24 protein-coding genes and 2 tRNA genes are annotated in these 23,820 nt (G+C 68.4%); 15 read left to right on the top strand and 11 right to left on the bottom strand.

Annotated features, from left to right (window positions below; all coding sequences use genetic code 11):
* Positions 1-88 precede the first annotated feature (88 nt).
* Together GH740_RS01425 and GH740_RS01420 are read left to right on the top strand one after the other, a co-directional pair.
* Positions 89-877 (top strand): HAD family hydrolase, encoded by a 789-nt coding sequence (locus tag GH740_RS01425; RefSeq protein WP_153744894.1) that lies wholly within the window; start codon positions 89-91, stop codon positions 875-877.
* 72 nt (positions 878-949) lie between these two features.
* Positions 950-1,034 (top strand) — tRNA-Ser (locus GH740_RS01420).
* Between the two features lie 12 nt (positions 1,035-1,046).
* On the opposite strand, the gene GH740_RS01415 is transcribed toward GH740_RS01420, so the two are convergent.
* Together GH740_RS01415 and GH740_RS13835 are read right to left on the bottom strand one after the other, a co-directional pair.
* Positions 1,047-3,965, bottom strand: coding sequence for an AAA family ATPase (locus GH740_RS01415; RefSeq protein ID WP_172978243.1), 2,919 nt, complete (start codon positions 3,963-3,965; stop codon positions 1,047-1,049).
* 56 nt (positions 3,966-4,021) lie between these two features.
* On the bottom strand, positions 4,022-4,231 hold the full coding sequence (locus GH740_RS13835) for a hypothetical protein (protein WP_172978242.1): 210 nt from the start codon (positions 4,229-4,231) through the stop codon (positions 4,022-4,024).
* Positions 4,232-4,374: 143 nt separating this feature from the next.
* Here GH740_RS13835 and GH740_RS01410 point away from each other — a divergent pair.
* Positions 4,375-4,463 (top strand) — tRNA-Ser (locus GH740_RS01410).
* Positions 4,464-4,901: 438 nt separating this feature from the next.
* On the opposite strand, the gene GH740_RS01405 is transcribed toward GH740_RS01410, so the two are convergent.
* The gene (locus GH740_RS01405) at positions 4,902-6,107 is read right to left on the bottom strand and encodes a cytochrome P450 (RefSeq protein WP_367640258.1); all 1,206 of its coding nucleotides are present in this window, start codon (positions 6,105-6,107) and stop codon (positions 4,902-4,904) included.
* 66 nt (positions 6,108-6,173) lie between these two features.
* Between GH740_RS01405 and GH740_RS01400 the strand changes: the two genes are divergently transcribed.
* The 3 genes from GH740_RS01400 (at position 6,174) to GH740_RS01390 (ending at position 8,548) form a co-directional block, all read left to right on the top strand.
* Complete coding sequence (locus GH740_RS01400) at positions 6,174-6,578, top strand: lycopene cyclase domain-containing protein (protein WP_153744319.1); 405 nt, start codon at positions 6,174-6,176, stop codon at positions 6,576-6,578.
* Complete coding sequence (locus tag GH740_RS01395; protein WP_367640256.1) at positions 6,571-6,897, top strand: lycopene cyclase domain-containing protein; 327 nt, start codon at positions 6,571-6,573, stop codon at positions 6,895-6,897. Before GH740_RS01400 ends, GH740_RS01395 begins: the two co-directional genes overlap by 8 nt.
* A gap of 115 nt (positions 6,898-7,012) precedes the next feature.
* Positions 7,013-8,548 (top strand): FAD-dependent oxidoreductase, encoded by a 1,536-nt coding sequence (locus GH740_RS01390; RefSeq protein ID WP_253941153.1) that lies wholly within the window; start codon positions 7,013-7,015, stop codon positions 8,546-8,548.
* On the opposite strand, the gene GH740_RS01385 is transcribed toward GH740_RS01390, so the two are convergent.
* A complete protein-coding gene (locus tag GH740_RS01385) occupies positions 8,493-9,008 on the bottom strand; it encodes a MarR family winged helix-turn-helix transcriptional regulator (protein WP_153744317.1) in 516 nt (171 codons plus the stop codon). The genes GH740_RS01390 and GH740_RS01385 overlap by 56 nt on opposite strands.
* Before the next feature lie 140 nt (positions 9,009-9,148).
* A complete protein-coding gene (locus GH740_RS14255) occupies positions 9,149-9,397 on the bottom strand; it encodes a hypothetical protein (RefSeq protein ID WP_367640689.1) in 249 nt (82 codons plus the stop codon).
* Here GH740_RS14255 and GH740_RS01380 point away from each other — a divergent pair.
* The 5 genes from GH740_RS01380 to GH740_RS01360 all read left to right on the top strand — a co-directional run bounded on the left by GH740_RS01380 (position 9,302) and on the right by GH740_RS01360 (position 14,151).
* A complete protein-coding gene (locus GH740_RS01380) occupies positions 9,302-10,198 on the top strand; it encodes a polyprenyl synthetase family protein (protein WP_367640674.1) in 897 nt (298 codons plus the stop codon). The two genes, GH740_RS14255 and GH740_RS01380, sit on opposite strands and share 96 nt — an antisense overlap.
* Positions 10,195-11,088 (top strand): phytoene/squalene synthase family protein, encoded by an 894-nt coding sequence (locus GH740_RS01375; protein WP_253941152.1) that lies wholly within the window; start codon positions 10,195-10,197, stop codon positions 11,086-11,088. The genes GH740_RS01380 and GH740_RS01375 overlap by 4 nt, the downstream gene beginning before the upstream one ends.
* Complete coding sequence (gene crtI / locus GH740_RS01370; protein WP_367640253.1) at positions 11,085-12,644, top strand: phytoene desaturase family protein; 1,560 nt, start codon at positions 11,085-11,087, stop codon at positions 12,642-12,644. Before GH740_RS01375 ends, crtI begins: the two co-directional genes overlap by 4 nt.
* On the top strand, positions 12,641-13,441 hold the full coding sequence (locus GH740_RS01365; protein ID WP_216644878.1) for a tryptophan-rich sensory protein: 801 nt from the start codon (positions 12,641-12,643) through the stop codon (positions 13,439-13,441). Before crtI ends, GH740_RS01365 begins: the two co-directional genes overlap by 4 nt.
* 284 nt (positions 13,442-13,725) lie before the next feature.
* Positions 13,726-14,151 carry a VOC family protein gene (locus tag GH740_RS01360; protein ID WP_153744315.1) on the top strand — a complete coding sequence of 142 codons (426 nt, stop codon included), beginning with the start codon at positions 13,726-13,728 and terminating at the stop codon, positions 14,149-14,151.
* 40 nt (positions 14,152-14,191) lie between these two features.
* On the opposite strand, the gene GH740_RS01355 is transcribed toward GH740_RS01360, so the two are convergent.
* The 6 genes from GH740_RS01355 to GH740_RS01330 form a co-directional block, all read right to left on the bottom strand.
* Complete coding sequence (locus GH740_RS01355; protein WP_153744314.1) at positions 14,192-14,635, bottom strand: hypothetical protein; 444 nt, start codon at positions 14,633-14,635, stop codon at positions 14,192-14,194.
* A 115-nt stretch (positions 14,636-14,750) separates the two neighbouring features.
* Complete coding sequence (locus tag GH740_RS01350) at positions 14,751-15,356, bottom strand: dihydrofolate reductase family protein (protein WP_153744313.1); 606 nt, start codon at positions 15,354-15,356, stop codon at positions 14,751-14,753.
* A gap of 290 nt (positions 15,357-15,646) precedes the next feature.
* Positions 15,647-16,729 carry an alcohol dehydrogenase catalytic domain-containing protein gene (locus tag GH740_RS01345; protein ID WP_153744312.1) on the bottom strand — a complete coding sequence of 361 codons (1,083 nt, stop codon included), beginning with the start codon at positions 16,727-16,729 and terminating at the stop codon, positions 15,647-15,649.
* Positions 16,730-16,766: 37 nt separating this feature from the next.
* A complete protein-coding gene (locus GH740_RS01340; protein ID WP_153744311.1) occupies positions 16,767-18,029 on the bottom strand; it encodes a Tm-1-like ATP-binding domain-containing protein in 1,263 nt (420 codons plus the stop codon).
* Positions 18,026-18,691, bottom strand: a complete 666-nt coding sequence (locus tag GH740_RS01335; RefSeq protein ID WP_153744310.1) for a class II aldolase/adducin family protein — start codon at positions 18,689-18,691, stop codon at positions 18,026-18,028. The genes GH740_RS01340 and GH740_RS01335 overlap by 4 nt, the downstream gene beginning before the upstream one ends.
* Before the next feature lie 32 nt (positions 18,692-18,723).
* Complete coding sequence (locus GH740_RS01330; protein WP_153744309.1) at positions 18,724-19,620, bottom strand: creatininase family protein; 897 nt, start codon at positions 19,618-19,620, stop codon at positions 18,724-18,726.
* A 178-nt stretch (positions 19,621-19,798) separates the two neighbouring features.
* Between GH740_RS01330 and GH740_RS01325 the strand changes: the two genes are divergently transcribed.
* The 4 genes from GH740_RS01325 (at position 19,799) to GH740_RS01310 (ending at position 23,810) form a co-directional block, all read left to right on the top strand.
* On the top strand, positions 19,799-20,854 hold the full coding sequence (locus tag GH740_RS01325) for a LacI family DNA-binding transcriptional regulator (protein ID WP_153744308.1): 1,056 nt from the start codon (positions 19,799-19,801) through the stop codon (positions 20,852-20,854).
* Between the two features lie 141 nt (positions 20,855-20,995).
* Positions 20,996-21,814: an ABC transporter ATP-binding protein gene (locus GH740_RS01320; protein ID WP_172978241.1), complete on the top strand. Its 819-nt coding sequence runs from the start codon at positions 20,996-20,998 to the stop codon at positions 21,812-21,814.
* Positions 21,811-22,665 (top strand): ABC transporter permease, encoded by an 855-nt coding sequence (locus tag GH740_RS01315; RefSeq protein WP_153744306.1) that lies wholly within the window; start codon positions 21,811-21,813, stop codon positions 22,663-22,665. Before GH740_RS01320 ends, GH740_RS01315 begins: the two co-directional genes overlap by 4 nt.
* Before the next feature lie 89 nt (positions 22,666-22,754).
* A complete protein-coding gene (locus GH740_RS01310) occupies positions 22,755-23,810 on the top strand; it encodes an ABC transporter substrate-binding protein (protein WP_153744305.1) in 1,056 nt (351 codons plus the stop codon).
* The last annotated feature ends 10 nt before the right edge of the window (positions 23,811-23,820 follow it).

Genomic DNA, 23,820 nt, shown 5'->3' with positions numbered 1-23,820 from the left:
CCTGCCCGAGACGGGAAGCATCGAGGTCGACGCACCCGCAGAGGCGGCACGCGTCGTCGACGAGATCGCCGCGCACGTCGCGACGCGGATGCTGATAGCGCTCGACGTGGACGGCACCGTGCTGCTGGAGGACGAGACGCTGAGCCCGGGGGTGGTGGATGCCGTCGCCCACGCGCAGGCGGCCGGGCACGAGGTGATGCTGGCCACCGGGCGCAGCTGGGAGGGCACCCGTGGGGTGCTGCGGGTTCTGGGCCTGGCTCCCGAATACGTCGTGTGCTCCAACGGCGCGGCGATCATGCGGCGGATCGACGGCGACGAGGTGCGGTACGAGCGGTTCCACACCGAGACGTTCGATCCCACCGAGGTGCTGCGGCTGATCCACGACAACGTCACCGACGCGCACTACATGGTCGAGCTGGCCGACGGGCAGCGGTTGTACACGAAGCCGATGGGCGACTGGAATCTCGCGCAGGCGCGGCGAGTGCCGTTCGCCGAGCTGAGCGCACACCCCGTCTCCCGCGTCGTGGTGGTCTCGCCGGGGCAGACAGAGCAGGACTTCGTCGACCTGGTGCACCGGATCGGGCTGAACCAGGTGTCGTACGCGATCGGCTGGACGGCGTGGCTGGACATCGCCCCCATGGGTGTGGACAAGGCGAGCGCGCTGGAGATGGTGCGCGGCTGGCTCGGCATCGACCCCGCGCAGGTGCTCGTGATCGGCGACGGCCGCAACGACCTGGGCATGTTCCGGTGGGCGCTCGACCACGGCGGGCGCGCGGTGGCGATGGCGCAGGGCCCGGACGAGGTGCGGGATGCCGCGGGCGAAACCACGCTGTCGGTCGGCGACGGCGGCGTCGCGGCGGTGCTGCGGCGGCTGTAGGGCCGGCGCCGCGCCGCGACTGCGCGTGTGGAATCGTCACCGGTAGACTCGGGCCCTGACGGTTCGCCGTCGGGAGGGTTGTCCGAGCGGCCGAAGGATCTGGTCTTGAAAACCAGTGGGCAGCAATGTCCCGTGGGTTCGAATCCCACACCCTCCGCGGTGTGACTGGTCAGCCGTCGGCGCTGTGGGCCACGGCGACGCGACCGCTGGTCGCGATGACGGCGGCTTCGGTGCGCGTTGCGACGCCGAGCTTGCGCAGGATCGCCGACACGTGCACGCTCGCGGTCTTGACGCTGATGAACAGCCGCTTCGCTATCTGGCCGTTGCTCAGTCCCTCGGCCAGCAGTTCGAGCACCTGACGCTCGCGGGCGGTGAGCTCGGCGAGCAGCGGCCCGGCCGCGGCATCCCTGTGCTCGTGCACGAGACCGGACGCTGCGCCGAACTCGGCGACGGCGCGCTGCAGCGGCACGTGCGCCAGCTCGGCGGCGATCCGGGATGCCTCGGACAGCACGTCGGCGGCATCCGTCCGCCGCCCCGCCGCGACGAGGCTCCGCGCGAGTTCGAGCCGGGTGACGACGCGGAACGTCGCCGGGATGTCGTCGCCGTCGGCGAGGATCACGGCATGCTGGAGCGCATCCGGGTCGGGCGCGAGGAGCGCGTCGAGGATCCCGTTCCACGCGGCGGGCCGCAGCGGCTCGGGCGCTGCCGTCCAGGCATCCCGCACCTGGGAGACGGCGTCGGCCACGCCCACGCCCCGCGCGTGCAGGGCGCCGATGATGGCGGCGGCCTCGAACAGAATGCGGACGCGGTGGGCGGCCTGCGGTCCGTCGTCGTCGAGCATCTCGCGCACGACGTCGAACGCCGCCGCCGGGTCGCCGGCGGACAGGGCGATCGCGATGCGGGCGTGAAGCCGGTAGTACCAGACCTGGCGCTCCGTGATCTCCGCGGCTTCCAGCGCCGCCTGCTGCTCGCGCAACAGGGCGGCGGCTTTTTCCTGATGGCCGTGCCAGGCCAGCGCGCGCACACGGGAGGTCGTGGTGTACATGCGGAACACGGGGAATGTGCGCTGCTCGAGATCTTGCGCGAGCAGCTCGTCGACGCGGTCGATCCGGCCGAGCTCGAGCAGCGGCTGGACCATGTTCTGCGTCATCAGGGACCCCGACGTGCGTTCGACGCCGAGCGCGCGCGCCTGCGCGAGCCCCTCCTCGGCGATCGTCAGCGCTTCGCGGTAGCGCCCGAGGATCGTGAGCAGGTCGGAGTAGTTCACCCGGTACCGCAGTTTCGCGGACGGGTCCGATGCGTGCTCGAGGGCGGCGGTGTAGTCGTCGAACGCGCCGTCCAGATCGCCGACGTGCGCGCGCGAGCCGCCGCGGACGTTCCGGGCCACCGACATCTCCTGCTCGGCGCCGGCGCGGACCGCGCAGTCCCACGCACGTGTGGATGCGTCGATGGCCTCGGGGAAGTGCCCGGCGACCATGTAGCGGCCGGCGAGGTTGCACAGCACGCCGGCGCTGAGGCGATCGTCGTCGACCTGTCCCTGGATGATCGTGAGGGCCTGTCGCAGGAGGTCGACGGATCCCGGCCGGGCGAGATTCGTGAGGTATACGGCCTTGTCGCGCAGCAGCCGGACGTGCAGGACGGGATCGATCCGGGTCTGGCGAGCATCGGCGAGTGCGCTGTCGACGACGGTCAGGGCGCGTTCGCTGTCGCCGGCGTTGCGCAGGATCGAGCCGATCCGCAGCATGAGCGTGAGCCGGTCGATGCCGGCCGCCTTTTCGGCGTCGTCGACCTGATCCCACAGTTCCAGGACGAGCCCGCCGAAGCGGGCCGCGCTCGAGAATGCGTAGCGGGCCTTCGCGGAGAACATGGCGGTCACCGCGGCGATGAGCGCCCGTCGCCGGTCGTGCGCATACTGCCAGTGGTGGGCGAGAGCTGCGTGCAGATCGCGGCGCGGGTCGGCATCCATCAGCGCCTGCATGTGCTCGGCGTACGCGCGGTGCAGCGACGCGCGCTCACCGGGCAGCAGCTCGCCGTGGACCGCCTCGCGCAGCAGCGCGTGCCGGAAGGCGTACCGGTCGTCGTCCACGACGAGGATGCCGGTGCGGACCGCCGCGCGGATGGCGTCGTTGAGCCGGCCCTCGTCGAGTCGGCTGACCGCCGCGAGCGTCTCGTGCTCGAGCGGGGCGTCGGATGCCGAGACGACGCGGACGACGGCCGCGGCATCCTCGTCCAGCAGCCCGTAGCGGGCCAGGAGGATGTCGCGCAGCGTGTCGGGGAGGGGGCCGTCGGCGCAGCGCGAGAGCTCCTCGACGAAGAACGGGATCCCCTCTGCACGCTCCTCGAGGCGGTGCAGGACCTCGGGGTCGTCGATCCGGGTGAGGGTGGAGATGAGGGTGCGCACGGATGCCGGGTCGAGCCGGTCGAGCGTGATCCGCTCCATGAGGTGGGCGCGCTCCGCCTCGCCGAGGAACAGGCGCACCGGGTCGCTGCGGCCGCCCTCGTCGGTGCGCCAGCCGAGCACGACGAGCAGGCGACCGCGCGTGACGACGCGTAACAGGAACGACAGCAGGGTGAGCGTGCCCTCGTCTGCCCAGTGCAGGTCCTCGATCATGAGCACAAGCGGGCGGTGCTCGGCCAGCGACTCCACGGCGGTCACGAACGCCTCGCGCAGCCGGTCGGGGCTGGTCACGGCCGCAGTGGGGGAGGCGGATGCCGCGACCTCGGGGGCCTCCGCGAGTTCGGGCATCAGCAGGAGCAGCGCCGCACGTCCGGGGCCCGCGGCCTGCCAGACGTCGGCGGCGCCGCGTTGCGCGGTGATATCGCGCAGCAGCCCGAGGATCGCGCCGTACGGGGCGGGGGTGCCGCCGAGGTCGACGCAGCGGCCGACGGCGACATCCGCCCTGTCGGCCACCGCGTCGGCGAACTCGCGGAGGAGGCGGGACTTGCCGATGCCGGCCTCGCCGGCCACGACGACCGCGGACGGCTCGCCCGCGGACGCCCGGTCGAACAGCGCCATCAGCCGGGCGCGCTCCTCGTCGCGGCCGACCATGCGGGCGGCGCTCGGCGAGGCGCTGGCGGTGAAGGGCATTCCTCCATGGTGCCAGCCCCCTCGGACACGGTCCGCGCGGATCGGCCGCCGGACGATCAGGACGCCGTCTCGCACGGCGCCTGAAGCGACCGGGACGAGGCCCGGGCAGGGAGGATGCGGTGAATCAGCCGCGCCCACCGGCCCCGGGCGGGTCGGAGGACCTGGTCCGGGTGCTCCTTGATGAAACGGTCGAGCTCGGCGAGACGGGCGCGCTCCTCGAGCTCCTGGGTGATGATCGTGTAGCCGAGTGAAGGGTGCAGAGTCATGGTGTCTCCTTGGTTGCACCATCTACGCTCCGCGCTGAGGTACCCCGCGTACATCGGGCGAATGCCCTATTTCCTGCGGTTCGTCGGTCGTCGGCGGACCGGTTATCATGGACAGACGCGTCTGGGCCCAGGCTCTGATGCGGGGAGACGTCGCATAGTCAGGCCTAGTGCACCACCCTGCTAAGGTGGAGTCCTCGTAAGGGGACCGAGGGTTCAAATCCCTCCGTCTCCGCCGTGTGATTACCGTGAGCGTATGTCGCACCGATCTGCACGTGATTGATCAGGAACTGCCCGTGCACACGCCCGGGGCACGCTCAGAACATCGGCGCATTCTCGAGGCGCTCGACCTCGTCGGCGCGCACACCGCAACCCGAGGCGTCGGAACACGCAGGGCGCCCTCCGACGAGACGACCACGGCGCCGTCCCCGCTCAGAGTCAGCGCGACCGCCTCGTCCGGCCCGCATCCACAAGGTGGTTGGCTGCCTCGATCTGCTGCGGAGCGGTCATATCAGGCCGTCCGTCGACGAGCTGCGCTTCCGGAGGCGGATGCGTGGTGCCCGATGTGCCCGCAGCGGCATCGAACCTCAAGGAGGACATGATCCGAGGCCGCCCTGCTCGAGGACCTCCGTCGGATCACCGGCCGCCGGATCCTCATCGTGACCATGCGATCTTATGTCTGGCTGCTCATTCCGAGGATCATGCCGCGCAACGTGTAGCCGGTGACCAGGTCGTCCCAGTCGAGTCGTGGTGCCGTGACGAGAGTGGGTCGCCGGCGGAGCAGGTCGGTGAGGAACGCGTCGGCCTCGGCGATGGCCAGAGCATGACCGGGACACTTGTGTGGACCGTGGCTGAAGGAAAGACCGGCGGGGTCTACTCCATGGCGCATGTCGCGACCGGGGCAGATCAGAAGCGGGTTCTCGCCGACATCGGCCTTGTCGGCGTTGGCCGGGCGAACGCACACGTCGACGAGGTCGCCGGGGCGGAGCATCCACTCGTGGTCGTCTTCGCAGATGGTCAGTTCGGATCGCACGCGGCGGTAGAGATGTCCGACGACGGGCTCGAGGCGGATGATCTCTTCGAGGATCGCGTGACGCTCCTCGCGCTCGGCGAGCAGGTACCGATTGCGGAGCGGATCGTCGTCGAGGAGGTGCCAACAGGCCATCGTGAGGAATTCGCGCGTGGTCACCATGCCCGCCGTGCCGTAGGTGACACACTCCACGAGAATGTCCGTGTTGCTGTATCCCTCAGCGATGAGGTGGCTGATCACGTTCTGTCTCGGGGACTTCCGGAGGGCCTGGATGGCGGGACGGACATCAGCGAACCAGAACCGGAGGACGGGGAGCAGGCCGTTCCAGGCCGCGAGTGCCCATTGACGCTTGCTGCGTCCCAGCTTCGGCGCGGTGATGTCGAACGGCGGTTGCCGGAAGAACGCTTCCAGTCGGCGGGACATGCCCGCCACTGAGGAGTGTTCCAGCCCGATCGCACGGCGGGTGATCTCGACGGTGTATTCCAGGGCGATCTGATCCAGCCGACAGCAGCCACGTCGCGCGGCGTCGTCCAACAGCCGCGCCGCAGTACGGCACATGTCGTCGCCGTACCGTTCCGCGACAACCCGGGGGGCGAAGAACCGGCCGACCTTGCGTCGCTGATCGTCGTGCAGCGGCCCATCCGAGATCAGGATCGGATGATGTCGGAGATACCCCTTCGGGATCGCTTCGGCGGTGAACCCTGCCTGCGTGGTGGCATCGCGCGCTGCGAGTATCTGGCGCGCAAGGTGCAGCGATCGGATCCGCCACACCGCGCCGTGGTGTTCCACCCTCGATTCGGCGTCGTCGCCTTGTCGGGTGGCACGCCGGGAACTGTTCGTCTCAGTCACGCGGCACTTCCTCTCGCTTGGCTCTAATCTAGATCAGGATGCAATCCGGATCGTCGAGGAGGATTCATGGGGCATGAACAGTACCTGCTCCTCATGGCCGCGTGCGTCGTGATCACTCTTCCCCTGGAGTTCGTGGTCGGGGCGCGGGTCTACCGGTCACCGCGACGTCTACTGATAGCGGTGCTCCCGACGTTCGTGGCCTTCACGCTATGGGATCTCGCCGGCATCGTCCGGGGACATTGGACCTACAACGATCGTTACGTCACGGGGCTGAGGCTCGGAGTCATCCCCGTGGAAGAGCTGGTGTTCTTCCTCGTGATCCCCCTGTGCGGCGTGCTGACCTTCGAGGCGGTGGGCAAGATCATTCGCTTGGCCCGCACACCGGGGCGCCTGCGATTTCGCTGGCCGGACGGCCTCGTCCGCGACCGGGCCGACGGATACGCGGAGACGGGCGGCGGTAGGGGTGCCTGAGTACAGTGCTCTCACCCTCGCCGCCCTCGCCGCCGTCGTCCTGGTCGAAGTGGTGTGGGCGCGCACAGGGATCTTCGGTTCGGCGCGGTACTGGATCACGATGGCGATCGTGTTCGGATTCCAGGTCCTCGTGGATGGATGGCTCACGAAGCTGACCGCCCCGATCGTTCAATACGACGCTGCGCAGTTCTCCGGTATCCGGTTCCCCTGGGACATCCCGGTCGAGGATTTCGGGTTCGGGTTCGCAATGGTCACGCTCACCCTCGTCGTCTGGTTGCGTGCCCGGACAACGGAACCGGCCGATGACGTCGAGACCTGATCGAGTGCGCCGCAGTCAGACGCATCGGCACCGGAGCGCCGAACCCGGTGGGCATCGTGTCGCGCGGCCCGGACGCGACCGCAGGGCCGTCCGACACCCGGGAACCCCGGGCGAGATGCAGTCGGACGTGCAACGGCACGTCGTGGTGATCGGCGGGGGGATTGCAGGGCTCTCTGCGGCCGCATCGCTCGCTGACCGCGGCATCCGGGTGACGCTGCTGGAATCGGGTGACCGGCTCGGGGGGCGGGTGTCCGCGTGGCCGACCGGAGATGGGCGCACCATGAGCCGTGGCTTCCACGCCTTCTTCCGGCAGTACTACAACCTGCGATCACTTCTACGCAGGGCCGATCCCGGACTCGTCAGCCTCATGCCGGTGGAGGACTACCCTCTGCAGCGGTCGGATGGGACTCGCGACTCGTTCGCAGGTCTTCCCCGGACACCGCCGTTCAGCGTTCTCGGATTCATGCGACGCAGTTCCGGTTTCACTGTTCGCACGCTCGCCCGCGTCAACATCCCGGCCGCTGTCGAGCTTCTGCGCGTGTCGTTCCCCGAGACGTTCTCGCGCTACGACGGCGAATCGGCGGCAGCGTTTCTGCAGCGGCTGCGCTTCCCCGCCGGCGCGCGGGATCTCGCGCTCGAGGTCTTCGCGCGGTCGTTCTTCGCGCACCCGGAGCACTTCGCCGCCGGGGAGCTGATCGCCATGTTCCACACCTACTTCCTCGGATCGGCCGAGGGGTTGCTGTTCGATGTGCCCGTCGACGACTATGACTCAACGCTCTGGGGTCCCCTCGGAAGCCACCTCCACGCGCAGGGTGTGACCACCCGCACAGGCGCTTCGGCCACGAGCATCCACCTCACCGATGGTGCCGCCATCGTGACGACAGGCGATGAGAGGATCGCCGCGGACGCGGTGGTGCTGGCTGCAGACCCCCGAGCCGCCCGCGCACTCGTCCAAGGCTTGGATGCTGCGGGTGGAGCGCAGTGGCGGGAACAGGTGTGCCGCACGCAGAATGCGCCCCCGTTCACCGTGGTGCGGCTGTGGTTGGACACACTGGTGGACGAGTCCCGCCCCGCATTCGTTGGTACGAGCGGGTACGGACCGGTCGACAACGTGACGGTGCTCGAGAGATTCGAACAGGGCGCCGCCACCTGGTCGGCAGGTCATCGCGGATCCGTCATCGAACTCCACGCTTACGCCTGCGACGCGACGGTGGGGTTGGACCCGTGCGCCGCTGCTCGGCTTGTTGCGCGGATGGAACGTGAACTGCACCGCATCTACCCGGAGACCGCATCGGCGGCCACGCTGCATCGGGAGATTCTGGTGAGGGATGACTGCCCCGTGATCACCCCCGAGGAGTGGGCCGCGCGTCCGGGCGTCGTCACGCCCTGGTCGCGACTTGTGCTGGCGGGCGACGCTGTGCGGTGCGATTATCCAGTGGCCTTGATGGAGCGGGCGGCGACGACCGGTATCCTCGCCGCCGATCGGTTGCTGGCCGGCTGGGGTCTGGCAGGGCACGACGTCTGGACGGTCCCCATGAGCGGCCTGCTGGCGAGGCCGCGAGCACGACGGGACCATGCGCCGCGTGAGGAGAATGTCACGACGTCGGCTGGTCTGCGGCGGTGTCAGCCAACGCGTTCACAAAGCGGATGACGACTTCACGCTCTTGCGGCGAGAGGGCTGCCGCGACGCGGAACCGGCGCGCCTGGCGCACACCCACCGTGTCACGAACCTGCTCGTGTGTGCTCTGCATGATTGTGACCACGACAGCCCGCCGGTCGGAGGGGTGTGGTGCGCGTTCTATGTGACCCGCGGCGGTGAGCCGATCGAGGAGCTTGGTCGTGGATGCCGATGAGATGTGCAGATGTTCGGACAGCGCCCCGGGTGTGACGGTGCGGCCCTCGTTCTTTGCCGCCACAAGGAATCGCAGTGCCTTCATGTCGGTCTCGTTCAGCTTCATGTGGTTGCGGGAATGCAGGCTCATCTGCTCTTCCGCCTCACGCCATCGCCTCATCGCCGCGAGCACGCGAACGACCTGTGTCACCTCGGCGTCATTCATCGCCAGGTAGTCGACCACATCGCCCCGGGGGTCGAGCACGCGGGGGTCGATCATCCGATGCGTGGCATCGGGCTCGGCGGGGGGTGCGTTCACGATCTGATCATATCTGCGAATGGATATTGCATGCTAGGCTACATTCCTGCCGAGCGAGACGGATTCTGGGGGAAGCCATGGGCAATGGGGTCGCCATACTTTCATCGGTGTCGCATGACCTTGAGGATGCTGCCGCGGTCGATGAACGGCTCGACGAGTTCTTCGCGAAGCGTCTTGTGCACGCTCGGCAACTGGGCGCCGCGTTCACGGCCCTCTGGGAGCAGGTTCACGAGGCGACCAGAGGCGGAAAGCGGATCCGGCCGGCGCTTGTCACGTCCACCCACCGGGCGTTCGGCGGCGCGGAGCATGAAGCCGCCGTCGAGGTTGCGGTCGCCTTCGAGTTGCTCCATACGGCTTTCCTCATGCATGACGATGTCATCGACGACGACACGATCCGACGCGGGCGCCCGAACCTGGTCGGCGCGTTCCGTGCGCAGGCGCTGCACCGCGGCGAGTCCGCGGCCTTCGCCTGGGCGCAGGCGGCAGGCATCCTCGGAGGCGACCTCCTCATCCACGCCGCGCAGGGCCTCGTGGCTGCTGCTGCGCTGCAACCCGCGCAGCGCCGACTACTACTCGAATTGATGGAGGAGTCTCTCGCCGTGACTGCCGCCGGCGAATTGGCGGATGTCGGGCTCACGACCGGTGTGCTTCCGCCGGTGCTGCCGGAGGTGCTCGCGATGAGCGACGCGAAGACGGCCCACTATTCGTTCCGGGCCCCGTTGCGAGCCGGTGCGATCATCGCCGGTGCTGCCGATTCGGTCCTCGCCGCGCTCGACGACTACGGCCGCCACGCGGGCACGGCGTTCCAACTGCGCGACGACCTCCTCGGCGTGTTCGGACGGTTCACCGACATGGGCAAGAGCACCAGTTCGGACCTGCGCCGTGCGACGATGACCCCGCTGGTGGCCTATGCGCTGCAGACATCGTTCCGCGATGCTCTGCTGGAGGCGTTAGGGCGGGATGGCGCGGTGTCGAATGAGGCTGAAGCGCGCAGACTGCTGGAGGTCTCCGGCGCGCGCGCAGCCGTCGAAGACCTCGTCGCCGAGCATGTCGCAGCAGCGCAGGCGGCACTCAGCGACCTCAGTATCCCCCGGGCTCTGCGAGAGCACCTCGGCGAGGTCGCCGAGGTGGCGGGAGGGCGGATGCGATGACCGCGAGCACCACGGAGGAGACGAGCCTCGCGCGATACAGCCGTTGCGCGCAGTCCAGTGCCGCGCGGGTCATCGGGCACTACTCGACGTCCTTCGGCGTGGCCACGCGTCTCCTCGACGCGCGGGTGCGCGTTCATATCCGCAACATCTACGGTCTGGTGCGTATCGCCGATGAGCTCGTCGATGGCGCCGCCGCCGCCGCCGGGCTGAGCGTCGATGACCAGCGGGCGATCTTGGACGCGCTGGAGGAGGACGTCGACCGCGCCGTGGCCACCGCGTACAGCACGAATCTTGTCGTTCATGCCTTCGCCGAAACCGCACGGGCCGCAGGTATCGGGTCAGAGCTGACGGGCCCGTTCTTCGCCTCGATGCGTCGCGATCTCGATCCTGCGCCGTTCACCACGCGGAACATCGAGGATTACATCTACGGCTCTGCCGAAGTCGTCGGCCTCATGTGCCTGCGGGTCTTTCTGCTGGATCAACCGGTCACAGAAGAACAGCGCGAACGCCTGGAAGCCGGCGCCCGTCGCCTGGGCGCTGCCTTCCAGAAGATCAATTTCCTTCGCGATCTGTCCGAGGACTGGCGGCAGTTGGGAAGGAACTACTTTCCGGGCATCACCCCCGAGCGGCTGACCGATGCCCAACGGGACGAACTGGTCACCCACATCGAAGTCGACCTTCTGGCAGCACACTCGATCATCGACGAGTTGCCGAGGGGCAGCCGAGCGGCCGTGCTGGCCGCACATGACCTGTTCCGGGCGCTCTGCGTTCGCGCGCGTGCGGTGCCAGCCGCGCAGCTGCTCACCACGCGCGTGCGCGTGTCCGGAGCGCGCAAGGCCATCATCGTCCTACGCGCGCAGCTGACAGGACTGCGGAGGACGCTGAAGTGAGCCGAGCCGTCGTGATCGGCGCGGGCATCGCCGGCCTCGCCTCGTCTGCGTTGCTTGCGCGCTCCGGCTATGACGTGACGCTGCTCGAAGCCCGGGACCAGGTCGGCGGCCGCGCCGGGTCGTGGGAGAAGGCGGGCTTCCGGTTCGACACGGGACCGTCGTGGTATCTCATGCCCGAGGTCTTCGATCACTTCTTCCACCTGATGGGCACCAGGACTCCGGCCCAGCTCGACCTGCAACTGCTCGACCCCGGCTACCGGGTGCTGTTTCAGGACGACGATCTCCCCGTCGATGTGCGCAGCGGCCGGCGGGCGGTGACCGACCTGTTCGAGCGAATCGAACCGGGTGCAGGCCTCAGGCTCGTGCGGTATCTGGATTCCGCCGCGGACACATATCGGCTGGCGCTGGACTCGTTCCTGTACACCACCTTCGCCGCCTATCGCCCCCTCGTGACCCGAGCCGTGCTTGCCAGAGCGACGCGGTTGCCCCGGCTTCTGCGGGAACCTCTGGACTCTTTCGTCGCGCGCTCGTTCGCAGACCGGCGACTGCGACAGATCCTCGGATACCCGGCAGTCTTCCTCGGGTCCGCGCCCCATCTCACGCCCAGTCTCTATCACCTGATGAGCCATCTCGATCTGGACCAGGGCGTGTGGTACCCGATCGGCGGGATCGCTCGCGTCATTGAGCGCATCCGCGGGCTTGCGGTCGGGGCGGGAGTGGTGATCCGTACCGGAGTGACCGCGACCGCGATCGAGACGATCACCCGGTCAGGCAAGGCACGGGTCACCGGCGTCCGGATCGAGGATGTCGCCGGCCGTGCCGAGACCGTGGCCGCTGACTGCGTCGTCTCGACCGCCGACCTGCACCACACCGAGACCGCTCTTCTGCCGAGGCGACTGCAGACCTATCCCGAGCGATGGTGGGAGAAGCGATCCCCCGGCCCGGGCGCCGTGGTGGTCTGCCTGGGTGTCACCGGCGAGCTGCCGCAACTCGCCCACCACACTCTGCTGTTCACGAAGGACTGGGAGGACAACTTCGCAGCGATCTTCCACACCCCGACCGCGATACCCCGTCCCGCGTCGATGTACGTATGTCGGCCCAGTGCGACCGATCCCACGGTGGCTCCGGACGGCTGTGAGAACCTGTTCTTGCTGGTGCCGGTACCCGCCGACGTCACCATCGGACATGGGGGCGAATCCGGTGGGGGAGACCCGGTTGTGGAACGGGTCGCCGATGACGCCGTCGAGCAGATCGCCGCGTGGGCGGACATCCCCGACCTGCGCGAGCGGATAGTCGTGCGACGCACGGCGGGTCCGGCGGACTTCGCCGACGAGCTCAACGCCTGGCGGGGCGGTGCGCTGGGGCCGGCGCACACCCTTCGCCAGAGCGCGTTCCTGCGCGGGCGAAACGCTTCCGCGAAGATCGAGGGCCTGTTCTACGCCGGGGGGAGCACGATCCCGGGCATCGGTCTGCCGATGTGCCTGATCAGCGCGGAACTCGTCATCAAGCGCCTGCGCGCAGACACCTCCACCCGACCGTTGAAGGAGCCACTGTGAACAATGCCAGCATCCACCCCGCAGACCGCGTCCGGCAGACCGTCGTGATCGTCGTTGCCGTCGTCGCGATCATCTCAGCCGCTGTCGGATCCGGGGCCTTCGGCGGCACCCCCATCCAGGAAGCGGCCGGGGGTGCACTGGCCGCAGACGCGACCCGGATCGCACCGGCCGTCCCCGCCTTCGCGATCTGGTCGATGATCTACCTGGGCTTGGCCGCATTCGCGGTCTGGCAGGCTCTACCTGCACAGACCGCCTCTCCGCGGCTACGGCGGCTCGGCTACTGGGTGGCGGCATCCCTCGCATTGAATGCCGCCTGGATTCTCAGCGTGCAGGCCGGATGGCTGCTGGTCAGCGTGGTCGTGATCGTGCTGCTGCTTGCCGTCCTCGCCTTCTCGTTCCTCGTATGCGCCGACACCCGGAGCAGCGGATGGGTCGAGACCGTGCTGGTGGACGGGGTCATCGGACTGTATCTCGGCTGGGTGTGTGTGGCCACCGCCGCGAACATCACCGCTGTTCTGGTTGCGGCGGGGTTCACCGGAGGCCCGTCCGCGGATGTCTGGGCGGTTATCGTGCTCCTGATGGCGGGCGCCGTCGGAGCAGCACTGGCCTGGCGTAGCTTCGGGCGCCTGGCGCCCGCTCTCTCGCTGTGCTGGGGGCTCGTTTGGGTGGCCGTGGCGCGGTTGACCGGCGAGCCACACTCGGTGGCAGCGGCGGTCGCTGCCCTGGTTGCCGTGGGCGCGGTGGCGGTGGTGACGATTTCCTTCCGCGTCATGGGCCGCCCGCCGGTCCCCGCATGAGCGAGGCCCTGGGCCGAGCCGGCTGGCGATCACGCCGCTGGTGAGCGACACCGGCACCGCGACCGACATCCCCGCGCGTCGCACGAATGCGGACAGGCGCTGCACATCGGCAGGCAGCCCGGCACTTGGCTCCGTCCGGCCGACGGCGACGCTCGAGATCGACACTTCCGCAGGGTCGGATGCGGCGCTACACTCCCCGCGGGGGCCACATTCGCGCACCCGAATCGCCGCGGCGCTGCGCTGGGCCGGTGTGGGATGACAACGCCCCCGGACCGAGGATCATCATGTTCGAGAACCTCATGGCGACGGCCGTCCTCCCGGCAGCGGACCTCGACCGCGCGAAGCGCTGGTGGCACGACGTTCTAGGCCGCGACCCCGTCTACAGTGGGGAGTCCGGCGACACGTTCTACGAGATCGGCGGCACCGTGGTGCTGGTGTATCAGACCAACTACGCGGGCACCGCCAAGAACACCGCACTCAACCTCGCGACCGACAACCTCGACCGCGACATGACGGAGTTGCGCACGCACGGCGTCGTCTTCCACGACTACGACCTTCCGGGGCTGAAGACCGAGGACGGGGTCGCCGACATGGATGGCATGCGCGGCGCGTGGTTCAGTGACAGTGAAGACAACATCATCGCTATCTCGCAGCCGACGCCCGAGATGATGGAGATGGCCAAGAAGATGCGCGCCGGAGCCGCGGGCTGAGCCCCACCCGGGCACGGCGGTCCCCGTCACCGGTCGCGGTTCATTCCGTCACCGGTGCAAGGCGTGCCACGACGTACGCCTGCACAGCGACTCCCGCCAGGTACGTCGTCGTTCCCGCCAGGCCCGTGAGCAGCCAGGCAACGTGCACGGGCGGAACGGTCGAGACCGCCCAGCACACCCCGGTTGCAGCCAGCAGAGTCGCGATGTTCCCGCTGGCCACGAGATAAGGGTGCGCGATGGCCCGACGTTCGACAGCGGGCCGCGCCCCGTGCCGGCGATGTGCGATACGACCCACGCCGACATAGGCGGCGCAGGCGCCCGCGAGCATGAGCACGATCGAGACCAGATCCGGCAGTCCGTGGTGCTCCACCGTGACCATGGTCGTGCACCAGATGAGGAGCGTGTACGTATGGGGCAGTGCGACAGTCTCGGTGACCTCGTGGATCAGTTGTCGGTACGGCGTCTGCGGCGGTGACGTGGTCACCGCAACACCATGCGGGAGGGGGCGGTGGATGTCTTGCTCATGACTTCATGGAATCACGAGCGGCACCGCTGGCGTTCGATCGCCGACGCGACTTCCGGTGGCGATGCGGCGGGTCTCAGATCGTTCGGCGGTACCGGACGTGGGTCGCCAGCGGCGAATGCAGCACTTCCACCGGCTCGAACGCGAAACCGTCGACGCCGTCGAAGATCCGCTCGCCGGAGCCCAGCAGCACCGGCGCGATGTCAAGCGTGAGTTCGTCGACGACCCCGGCCATCAGCGCCTGGCGCACGGTGGATGCGCCGCCGGCGATGTCCACGCCGTCCTCGCCGGCGGCATCGAGCGCCCGGGCAAAAGCGGCGTCGAAGCCATCGGTGACGAAGTGGAACGTGGTGCCGCCCTCCATCTGGATCGGCTCATGAGCGTGATGGGTGAGCACGAACACCGGCGCATGGTAGGGCGGCTCAGACCCCCACCACCCGCGCCAATCGCCCTCCCACTCTCCGCGGACCGGCCCGAACATGTTGCGGCCCATCACATACGCACCACGGGGCCGCATCAGCCATTCCGCCGCGACGCTGTCCGCCTCGGTGGCGCGCTCGTCGCCGATGTGCCATCGGTGGAGTTCGATTCCGCGCCGACCCAACGGGTTGTCCCGGCTCTGGTCGGGGCCGGCGACGAAGCCGTCGAGCGAGATCGACATGTGGCAGGTGGTGTCCGGCATTGGCGACTCCTTCGGCGATGGGGGAGAACGGGCGTCAGTGGCCGTAATCTACATGGCCGCACGCGGCGCGTGTTGGCTGCGCGTGCGGACCTGCGGCCCGCCGCCCCGAACAGCGTCAATCTCGCTGAGCACGCACTCGCTCTGGAGGCGCGCTCTCGCGGAGATGCTCGGCACCTGACTCCTGGTCGCGATCGTCGGATCCGCCGTCGGGTCTGGCATCGGTGCCGCGTTCACGAGCTCGACCGGGTTTGTGAATCGGTGATGCAGGCCGGATTCACGGCGCGGCCCGGTCACTCCCGGTACGGGGTGATGACCACCTTCATCGGGTCGTCGATGCGCTCGCGGATGACGCGGAACGCCTCGCCGATGTCCTCAAGGCCGAAGCGGTGCGATACGAGTTCCTTGCAATGCAGGGCGCCGTGCGCCGCGAGCGAGACCGCACGCTTCACGTTGTTCCCGCCTTCACCGCGTGAGGTGTGCAACGTGATGTCCTTGCGGATCGCGGCGCTCAGGTCGAACTCCACCGGGCCGGGATAGAACGCCAGGAACAGGATGCTGCCACCGCGCTTGGTGCCCTCCACGCACAGCTGCGGGATCGGCGGGGCGCCCGACGCGTCGATCGTCAGGTCCGCGCCCTCGGACCCGGTCAGTTCCTTGATGGCCTCGATCGGGTCGACCTCGCGCGAGTTGATCACGTGCTCGATGCCCACGGCTCGTGCCCGATCCAGTCGCGACTGCCGGGTGCCGACGAGGATCACGGTGTCGGCGCCGAGCGCCTTGCACACCTGCGCCGCCATGATGCCCACAGCTCCCGGGCCGTAGATCACCACACTCTCGCCGGCGATATAGCCGCCCAGGTGGTCCAGGCCGTACAGGCTCGTCCCCGCCGTCGTGATCAGCACGGCGTCCTCCGGGGTGAGCCCCGCCGGCATCCGGTACAGCGCGGACACGTGATGCACGGCGTACTCCGCGAACCCGCCGTCGGCGGTCATCCCGGTCGCCCGGTGGCCCTTCGCCGCGTTGTTGTAATTCAGGCACGCTGTGTATTTGCCGACGATGCAGTTGTCGCAGCGTCCGCACCCGCGGTGCGCCTCGATGCACACGTGGTCGCCGACCGCGAACTCGTCGACGGTCGACCCGACCGCCACCACCGTCCCGGTCCACTCGTGGCCCGGCGTGAACTGACCGTACGGCGGCGTCTGCGGGAAGTGCCCGTCGAGGATCTTCAGGTCTGTCCCGCACGCACCGCACGCCGCGACCCGCACCAGCACCTCCTCGGGACCCGGTGACGGCACGTCCCGGTCCACGACGCGCAGGTCGCCGGGACCGAACAGCACGGCCGCCCGCATCGTCGCGGGCAGCTGGGACGGCACGGGGGGAAATTCGACGATGCCTTGTGTCTGCACGGCACTACCTCGCTTCTGTGTCACGTCGGTGATGGTCGATGCCCATGAACTCCAGGAGCTGCTGAGCCGCCAGATATCCGAACTCGTCGTCGTTGATCGCCAGCGGCAACTCGCGAACCATCAATTGCGCGCCCGCTCGGCGATTGAGCTCGCGCACGAACGCGTCGTTGGTCTCGGGGTCGTGCAAGACGCCGCCTGGAGAACCCACCTGCGACCAGCCCAGCAGTGGGATCATCACCGCCACCGGCCCGCTGGCCGCGTTGAGCCGCTCGGCCATTAGGCGCGCCACCGCGGTCAGCTCGTCGGCGGACGAGCGCACATTCGTGTTGTTCGGGTTGTGGAAGTGGGTGCGGCGTTCCCGCAACACCTCCGGGATCGTTTCGGCTGCCGCGAAGCAGTGATACTCCAGCCCGCCCGGCACGACGACCTGGGGAAGACCGGCGGCGCCGGCCGCCGTCAACCGGCCCGCCCGCACCGGCGTGTAGATGTCGTCCGGGTACAGCTCGGCGAGCACTTCGTGGGTCGTCATATCGAGCACGCCGTCGAACATGCCATCGGCGATGAACCGCTCCATCGCCGATCCGGATGCGCCGGACGCGTGGAACGGCACGACATCCACGCCGGCGTCCCCGAACCGTTCGATCGCGCGGTCGACGGCGTGCTGGGTATTTCCGAACGCCGTGATAGCGATCCGCGGTCGGCGCCCGGATGCCGCGGCGCCATCTGCGCCGATGGCGGCCATCGCCGCGACGGCGGCCGCCGCCTGCCGCAGGATCGTGCCGGTCACGGCATTCGGCCCTCCGAGCAGGTCTCCCACCGAGAACGCGAAGACGATGTCGCAGTCGCCGACATAGCCGCGCACGTTGCCGGACGCAACGGTGGAGACGATGTACTTCGGCATGCCGAAGGGCAGTTCCCGCATCGCGGCGGCGGCGATCGCCGTGCCCTGATTGCCGCCGATGCCGAGGACCGCATCCAGCGCGCCCTCGCGGCGCCGGCGATTCAGGATGTCGGCGGCGCCAGCCGCCATCGTCGCCATCGCGTGGTCGCGACGCGCGTGCGTGCGCAGACCCTCGACCGTGCTCCCGGCGGCGGCGGCCACCGCGTTGGCGTCGACGTCGTCCGCTCCCGTCGTCAACCGGTCGGTGTGCAGCCCCACATCGACCACCACGACACGGCACCCGCGTGAGACGAGCTCGCCGCGGAGGAACTCCGTTTCGCCGGCCTTCGTGTCGACGGTGGCCACGACGGCCACGGTGGGGGTCATCCGTCGTTCACTTCGGCAAGCGGGTCGAGGTCGACGGCGAGCTGGAGCTCCGCCGGCCGGACGCCGGCGATCTGGGCGGCGAGGTAGGCGATCCTGGCGTTGTCCTCAAGGTATTCGGTGCGGTGGTACGCCGTGCGCAGGTCCGGGCCGATCGTGACGGTGCCGTGTTCGCGCATGAGCACGCCGTGGACCTCCGGGTTCTCGAACTCGTGGATGATCGCGTCCGCCAGTTCTATCGAGCCCGCGGGCATCAGGTCAACCCTGCCCAACTGGCGCAGGTGCCCACGCGCGGCGGCGTTGACGAGCTTGGGCACCTGGCCGGCTACGGAGAAGGCGACTGAGTACGGCGGATGCAGGTGGGCCACCCCGCCGACATCCGGGCGCTCCCGGTAGATGCCGAGGTGGAACTGCCACTCCTTGGAGGGCTTGCGCCCGGTATCCAGGACCTCACCGGCGATCGTCACGAGCACCGTGTCCTGCACCGTCATATCGCCCTGGCAGCAGCTGGTCGCCTTGATCAGCACCAGGTCGGTGCCCGGCACGCGCAGGCTGTTGTTGCCGCTGACGCCGGGGACCAGGCCCCGGTTGTACGCGCGACGCGAGATCGCGACGAGCTCTTCGCGCAGCAGCCGCAGCATGCCCGGGGCGACATCGGAAGCCATGGCGGATCCCTTCTCGGCTTCGGAGTGGGCGTTCAGGCCCGGCCCGGGTAGTCGGTGTCCGTCGTCTCGACCGGGAACTTGCGCACCTCCTGCACGTACGCAGACAGGTGCTCGGACATGCGATCCAGCATCCGCAGCCCCTTCTCGCGCGTCGACCGGAACGGGTTGCCGATTACTGCGGTGTCGCAGTACTCGTGGTGGTCCATCGGCACCCAGATGTTCTCCGAGCCGAGGAATTTCACGGTGGCGGTGCCGTCGGACTTCGTGAACTTGTCCGTCATGTACGCGGGGACGTGCGCGCGATCCTGGACGGCCCGCTCCATGTGTACGAGTTCCTCGCCGGCGGCCATCAGCGCGGAGGTCTCCAGCTCGCTGGAGTGCCACCCGGGGGTCTCCTCCGGCGGGTTCTCGAAGATGTCGTCGAGGAACGACGCGTCGCGCTCGGTGGGCGTCTTGTAGTACGAGATGTACGCGTTCGTCTCGTACCGCAGCTGCCGCAGCACCTCGTCGATCGGCTTCACGTTCGAGCCGTGGTGGCTGACGAAGATCAGGCGCTTGAAGCCGTGGAAGATCAGGCTCCGCCCGATGTCGTGCATGATGTTGCGGTACGTCTCGGCGCGCAGCGTGATGGTGCCGGCGCCCTCGAGGTGGCGGCCCATGTGGTGGGGGGAGTACCCGAAGGGCATCAGCGGCGTGTACAGGATGTCGGTCGCCTCGGCGGTGCGCTTGACGACCTCCATGGTCACGTAGCTGTCCGTCCCGAGCGGAATGTGGGCACCGTGCTTCTCCGTGCTGCCGAGGGAGATCAGCACCGTGTCCTGATCCTTCTCCTTCAGCCGTTCGGCGACTTCGGCGAACGACAACGACAGAATGTTGTGCTTCCGTGACGCGTTGTCCGCGTCCTGGTGCACGTAGTCCAGGTCACTCATTGCTAGTTCTCCTAGTTATCGGTTTCAGTAAAGGGTTACATGCGGAAGATAGCACTCGCCTCAGGGCTGCACAAGAGATCCGTCTCAGAGCACAGCGTGGGGCATCGATAGACTCGATTGACCGCATGGGTGACGTCGGTTACCGTTTCAGAAATGCGTTACAGAAAAGGTTGTAGCCATGGCGATCACGATTCGTGACGTGGCCGAGGCGGCGGGTGTCTCGGTCGCCACCGTCTCGCGGGTCGCGAACGGTTCCACGAACGACTACCCCGTGCGCCCGCAGACCCGGGAACGCGTCCTCGAGGCGATCGTCCGGCTCGGGTATCGGCCCAATGACAACGCGCGGCGCCTGCTGCAGAAGCGGAGCGGGCTGATCGGCATCCTCGTGCCGGACATCTCCAACCCGTACTATCCCGAGGTCGCACGCGGTATCGAGGATGTCGCCAGTGCGAACGGTTTCACGGTGATGTTCTGCAGCACCGACCGGCTGCCGGAGAAGGCGGCCTCGTACATCGAGGCGCTGCTCCTGAAGCGGGTCGACGGCCTGGTGGTGGTCGGCGGAGGCGATGAGATCCAGCTGTCGGAGTCGTCGGTGGCGACCTACGGCACGAAGGTCGTGTTCATCGGCCGCCCGTCGAAGGCCTTCTCGACGGTGCGCATCGACAACATCGGTGCCGCCCGCGATGCCACCGAGCACCTGCTGGGCCTCGGCCACACCCGGATCGGCTTCATCGCGGCCGGCACCAGCTCCACCACGGTGACCGAGCGCCGACGCGGCTACGTGCAGGCGATCGAGGCCGCCGGGGGGGCCGTCGACGAGGACCTCATCGTCGACGGAGACTTCAGCGAAGCTGTCGGGCACGCGGCCGCGCTGCGGCTGCTGCGGCTGCCCGACCCGCCCACGGCCATCTTCGCCGCGAACGACCGGATGGCGCTGGGGGCGATGGCGGCCGTCGCCGATCTCGGCCTGGCGGTCCCCGGTGACGTGGCCCTGGTGGGCTTCGACGACGTGCCGATGTCGGCATTCCTGCGCCCGTCGCTGACCACCGTGTCGGTGGCCGCCCAGGAACTCGGCGTGCGCGCGATGGAAGCGCTCGTCAAGGACATCAACGGCGACGGGCGCCCGGGACGCCGCCGGATCCGCGTCGCGACGCGGCTGGTCGTGCGCGACAGCTGTGGCGCATCGGCCCGGCAGGCCCGCGGCCGGGCATCCGAAGCTTCGCCGGCGGTCTGAACCGTTCGGGGGGTCCGCTGATTTCGACCCCTTGACAAAATCGGCGGCCTGGCTACTGTGGGTGAAAACGGTTACTGAAAGCCGTTACCCGATCCTTGGACGCCGCGGTCCGGTTCGGGCCGCATGCGAAGGAGAATCGCCTTGGCGCACGCAAGCCTGATCGTCGACGATCTGGAAGTCCACCTCGGCGGCGCCACGATCATGCAGCACCTCTCCCTGTCTGCCGAAGACGGAGAATTCGTCGCCATCATCGGGACGTCGGGATGCGGGAAGACCACGCTCTTGCGCACCGTCGCAGGTCTGATCCCCCACGTCGACGGGAGCATCGCGCTTCACGACAAGCCCGTCGTCGGGCCCGAGTCCCGCGTCGCCATGGTGTTCCAGCATTTCGGGCTGTTCCCCTGGAAGACGGTCGAGAAGAACGTCTCCTACGGGCTTGACGTGATCGGCCGGCCCGACCCCGACGGCCGGATCGATCGGCTCCTCGAGATGATGCACCTGACCGAAAGCCGCCGCAAATACCCGTTCCAGCTGTCCGGCGGCATGAAGCAGCGCGCGGGAATAGCGCGGGCCCTGTGCATGGAGCCCGAGCTGCTCCTGCTCGACGAGCCGCTGAGCGCTGTGGATGCGATCACCCGGGAGGTGCTCCAGGGCGAGATCCTCCACCTGTGGGACAGCCAGAGCGACATGAACGCGCTGCTGGTAACCCACGACCTCGACGAGGCGATCCTGATGGCCGACCGCATCATCGTGCTCGGCGGTCCACCGACCCAGGTGCTGCTCGAGACCACGGTCCCCATCGCGCGGCCGCGCAATCCGCGCACGATCCGCTCGAACCCCGAGTACGCCCCGTTGCGCGCGCGCCTGTGGGAAACCCTGCAGAACACGCAGGCGGCGGCGCACGGACGACCGCCGGCATCCGACGGCTCCTCCGATGACGCGATGGAGGTCCGCTCATGATGCACGCACGCGTCGGCGTCGACACGGCGACGGTCGCGGCCCTGCGCAGCGGGCGGGTCCTGAAGCGGCGCCGGCGCCCTCACAGCCCGCGGTCCCTCAGCCCCCGCCGTCGCCAGCTGATCGCCGCGGCATCCACCATCGTCCTGCTCATCATCTGGGAGATCTACGGACGCTCGGTGAACCCGGTGCTGTTCACGTATCCCACCGCGATCGCCGGCGCCTTCGTCGACATGGTCAAGGACGGAACGCTGATCGTGGCCACCGGCCACACCCTTCTGGTGATGGTGATCGGCGCGCTGATCGGCTCGATCGTCGGGATCATCCTGGGTCTGTGGGCTGGCCGCAGCGAGACGTTCGACGCGATGATCGAGATCCCGCTGAACGCCCTGTACGCGGTCCCTGCCGTCGCCCTGATCCCCGTCATCGTGATCTGGTTCGGGTACGGCGACATCGCTAAGATCGTGGTGGTCTTCTTCTTCACGATCTTCCCCGTCCTCATCAACACGATGCGCGGCGTGCAGGAAGTGGATCCCGACCTGCTCGAGGTCTCGCGGTCGTTCTGCTCGAGCGAGCGCAAGCTGTGGCGCGACCTGCTCCTGCCGTCCGCGCTGCCGTACATCGTCACCGGGCTCCGGCTTGCCATCGGCCGCGCCCTCATCGGCATCATCGTCGCCGAGTTCTTCACCGCGATCACGGGCCTCGGCAACCTGATCGTGACCAACGCCAACAACTTCCAGACGGCGCGGATGTTCGTGCCGATCGTCCTGCTGTCGGTGATCGGCGTCGTGCTCACCTCGCTGCTCGGCCTGGTGGAAGCCCGCATGGCGCCGTGGCGGCGGGCGGCGACCTGAGGACCGCGCCCTGGAGGAGCAGTTCGTCCATATCGACCCGGAAGCGCACTGCCGGACGGGTCCGGATTCAAAAGCAGGGAAGAGGAACCATGCGCATCACCACCGGAAAGGGAATGACCGCCGCGGCGCTCACACTCGGCATCGCCCTCGTCGCCACGGCCTGCTCAGGCACGGCCGCCGAGCCGGGCGGCAGCCCCGGCGAGAGCTTCGCACCCGTCACCATCCGCGTCGCGCTGCCGACGAGCGTCACGAGCTTCTCGAACTCCGACATTGCCGTCGCGCAGGACCTGGGGTACTTCAAGGAGCTCGGGCTGACCGTGCAGACGACCAATCTGAAGGCCGGCGGCGACGCCGTCAAGGGCGTCGTCAGCGGGTCCTTCGACATCGGCGGCGCGAGCATCGAACCGGTCATCAACGCGTACGTCACCGGGGCGAAGCTGAACATCATCGCCAGCTATGCGGACCGGCTCGTCGTCGACCTGGTGACTCCCAAGTCGATCTCCGACGCGGCGGGGCTGGCCGGCAAGAACCTCGGCGTGCAGGAGGTCGGCTCGTTCCGCGAAGTGATGACCCGGATGGTTCTGGAAAGCGCCGGCCTCACCCAGAGCGACGTCTCCTATGTCCCGACCAACGCGAACGCCATCGTCTCCGGACTCGTCGCCGGGCAGATCCAGTCGGGCATCCTCCAGCCCGAACAACTGATCTCGGCCGAAACCAAGGACCCGGATCTGCACTCCCTGGTCAACCTCTACAGCATCGAGCCGAAGTACTTCTACGGCACGTACTTCGCCAGCCAGAGCTGGCTGCAGGCCAACCCCGAGGCGGCCGTCCGGTTCGCCCAGGCCCTCACGAAAGCGCACCGCACAATGTACGACGACGAAGCGAAAGTGGTCCCGATCATCGCCAAGGCCACCGGGTTCAGCGAAGACATCATCACGCAGGCGTGGACCGTCTACATGAAGGACATCCAGGCGTTCGCGAAGAACGAGGGCCTGGATCAGGCCAACATCGACTACACGGTCGGCCGGATGCAGAAGCTCGGCACTCTCCGGCCGGGGGCGTCCGCGGATGTCTCCAAGCTTGTCGACCGCACCCCCATCACGCAGGCCGTGCAGAACCTCGGCAGCGTTGCGGCGCGATCGTGACCCCCCTCGG

It is taken from the genome of Microbacterium sp. SYP-A9085 (assembly GCF_009649635.1).
Taxonomy (GTDB): domain Bacteria; phylum Actinomycetota; class Actinomycetes; order Actinomycetales; family Microbacteriaceae; genus Microbacterium.
This window is presented reverse-complemented; position numbering and strand designations above follow the sequence as displayed.

Coding starts and splice junctions, on each gene's coding strand:
- GH740_RS01425 (WP_153744894.1), top strand. CDS start 89: ATGCTGATAGCGCTCGACGTGGACGGCACCGTGCTGCTGGAGGACGAG.
- GH740_RS01415 (WP_172978243.1), bottom strand. CDS start 3,965: ATGCCCTTCACCGCCAGCGCCTCGCCGAGCGCCGCCCGCATGGTCGGC.
- GH740_RS13835 (WP_172978242.1), bottom strand. CDS start 4,231: ATGACTCTGCACCCTTCACTCGGCTACACGATCATCACCCAGGAGCTC.
- GH740_RS01400 (WP_153744319.1), top strand. CDS start 6,174: ATGGGGCATGAACAGTACCTGCTCCTCATGGCCGCGTGCGTCGTGATC.
- GH740_RS01390 (WP_253941153.1), top strand. CDS start 7,013: ATGCAGTCGGACGTGCAACGGCACGTCGTGGTGATCGGCGGGGGGATT.
- GH740_RS01385 (WP_153744317.1), bottom strand. CDS start 9,008: ATGATCGACCCCCGCGTGCTCGACCCCCGGGGCGATGTGGTCGACTAC.
- GH740_RS14255 (WP_367640689.1), bottom strand. CDS start 9,397: ATGGAGCAACTCGAAGGCGACCGCAACCTCGACGGCGGCTTCATGCTC.
- GH740_RS01375 (WP_253941152.1), top strand. CDS start 10,195: ATGACCGCGAGCACCACGGAGGAGACGAGCCTCGCGCGATACAGCCGT.
- GH740_RS01360 (WP_153744315.1), top strand. CDS start 13,726: ATGTTCGAGAACCTCATGGCGACGGCCGTCCTCCCGGCAGCGGACCTC.
- GH740_RS01350 (WP_153744313.1), bottom strand. CDS start 15,356: ATGCCGGACACCACCTGCCACATGTCGATCTCGCTCGACGGCTTCGTC.
- GH740_RS01340 (WP_153744311.1), bottom strand. CDS start 18,029: ATGACCCCCACCGTGGCCGTCGTGGCCACCGTCGACACGAAGGCCGGC.
- GH740_RS01335 (WP_153744310.1), bottom strand. CDS start 18,691: ATGGCTTCCGATGTCGCCCCGGGCATGCTGCGGCTGCTGCGCGAAGAG.
- GH740_RS01330 (WP_153744309.1), bottom strand. CDS start 19,620: ATGAGTGACCTGGACTACGTGCACCAGGACGCGGACAACGCGTCACGG.
- GH740_RS01325 (WP_153744308.1), top strand. CDS start 19,799: ATGGCGATCACGATTCGTGACGTGGCCGAGGCGGCGGGTGTCTCGGTC.
- GH740_RS01315 (WP_153744306.1), top strand. CDS start 21,811: ATGATGCACGCACGCGTCGGCGTCGACACGGCGACGGTCGCGGCCCTG.
- GH740_RS01310 (WP_153744305.1), top strand. CDS start 22,755: ATGCGCATCACCACCGGAAAGGGAATGACCGCCGCGGCGCTCACACTC.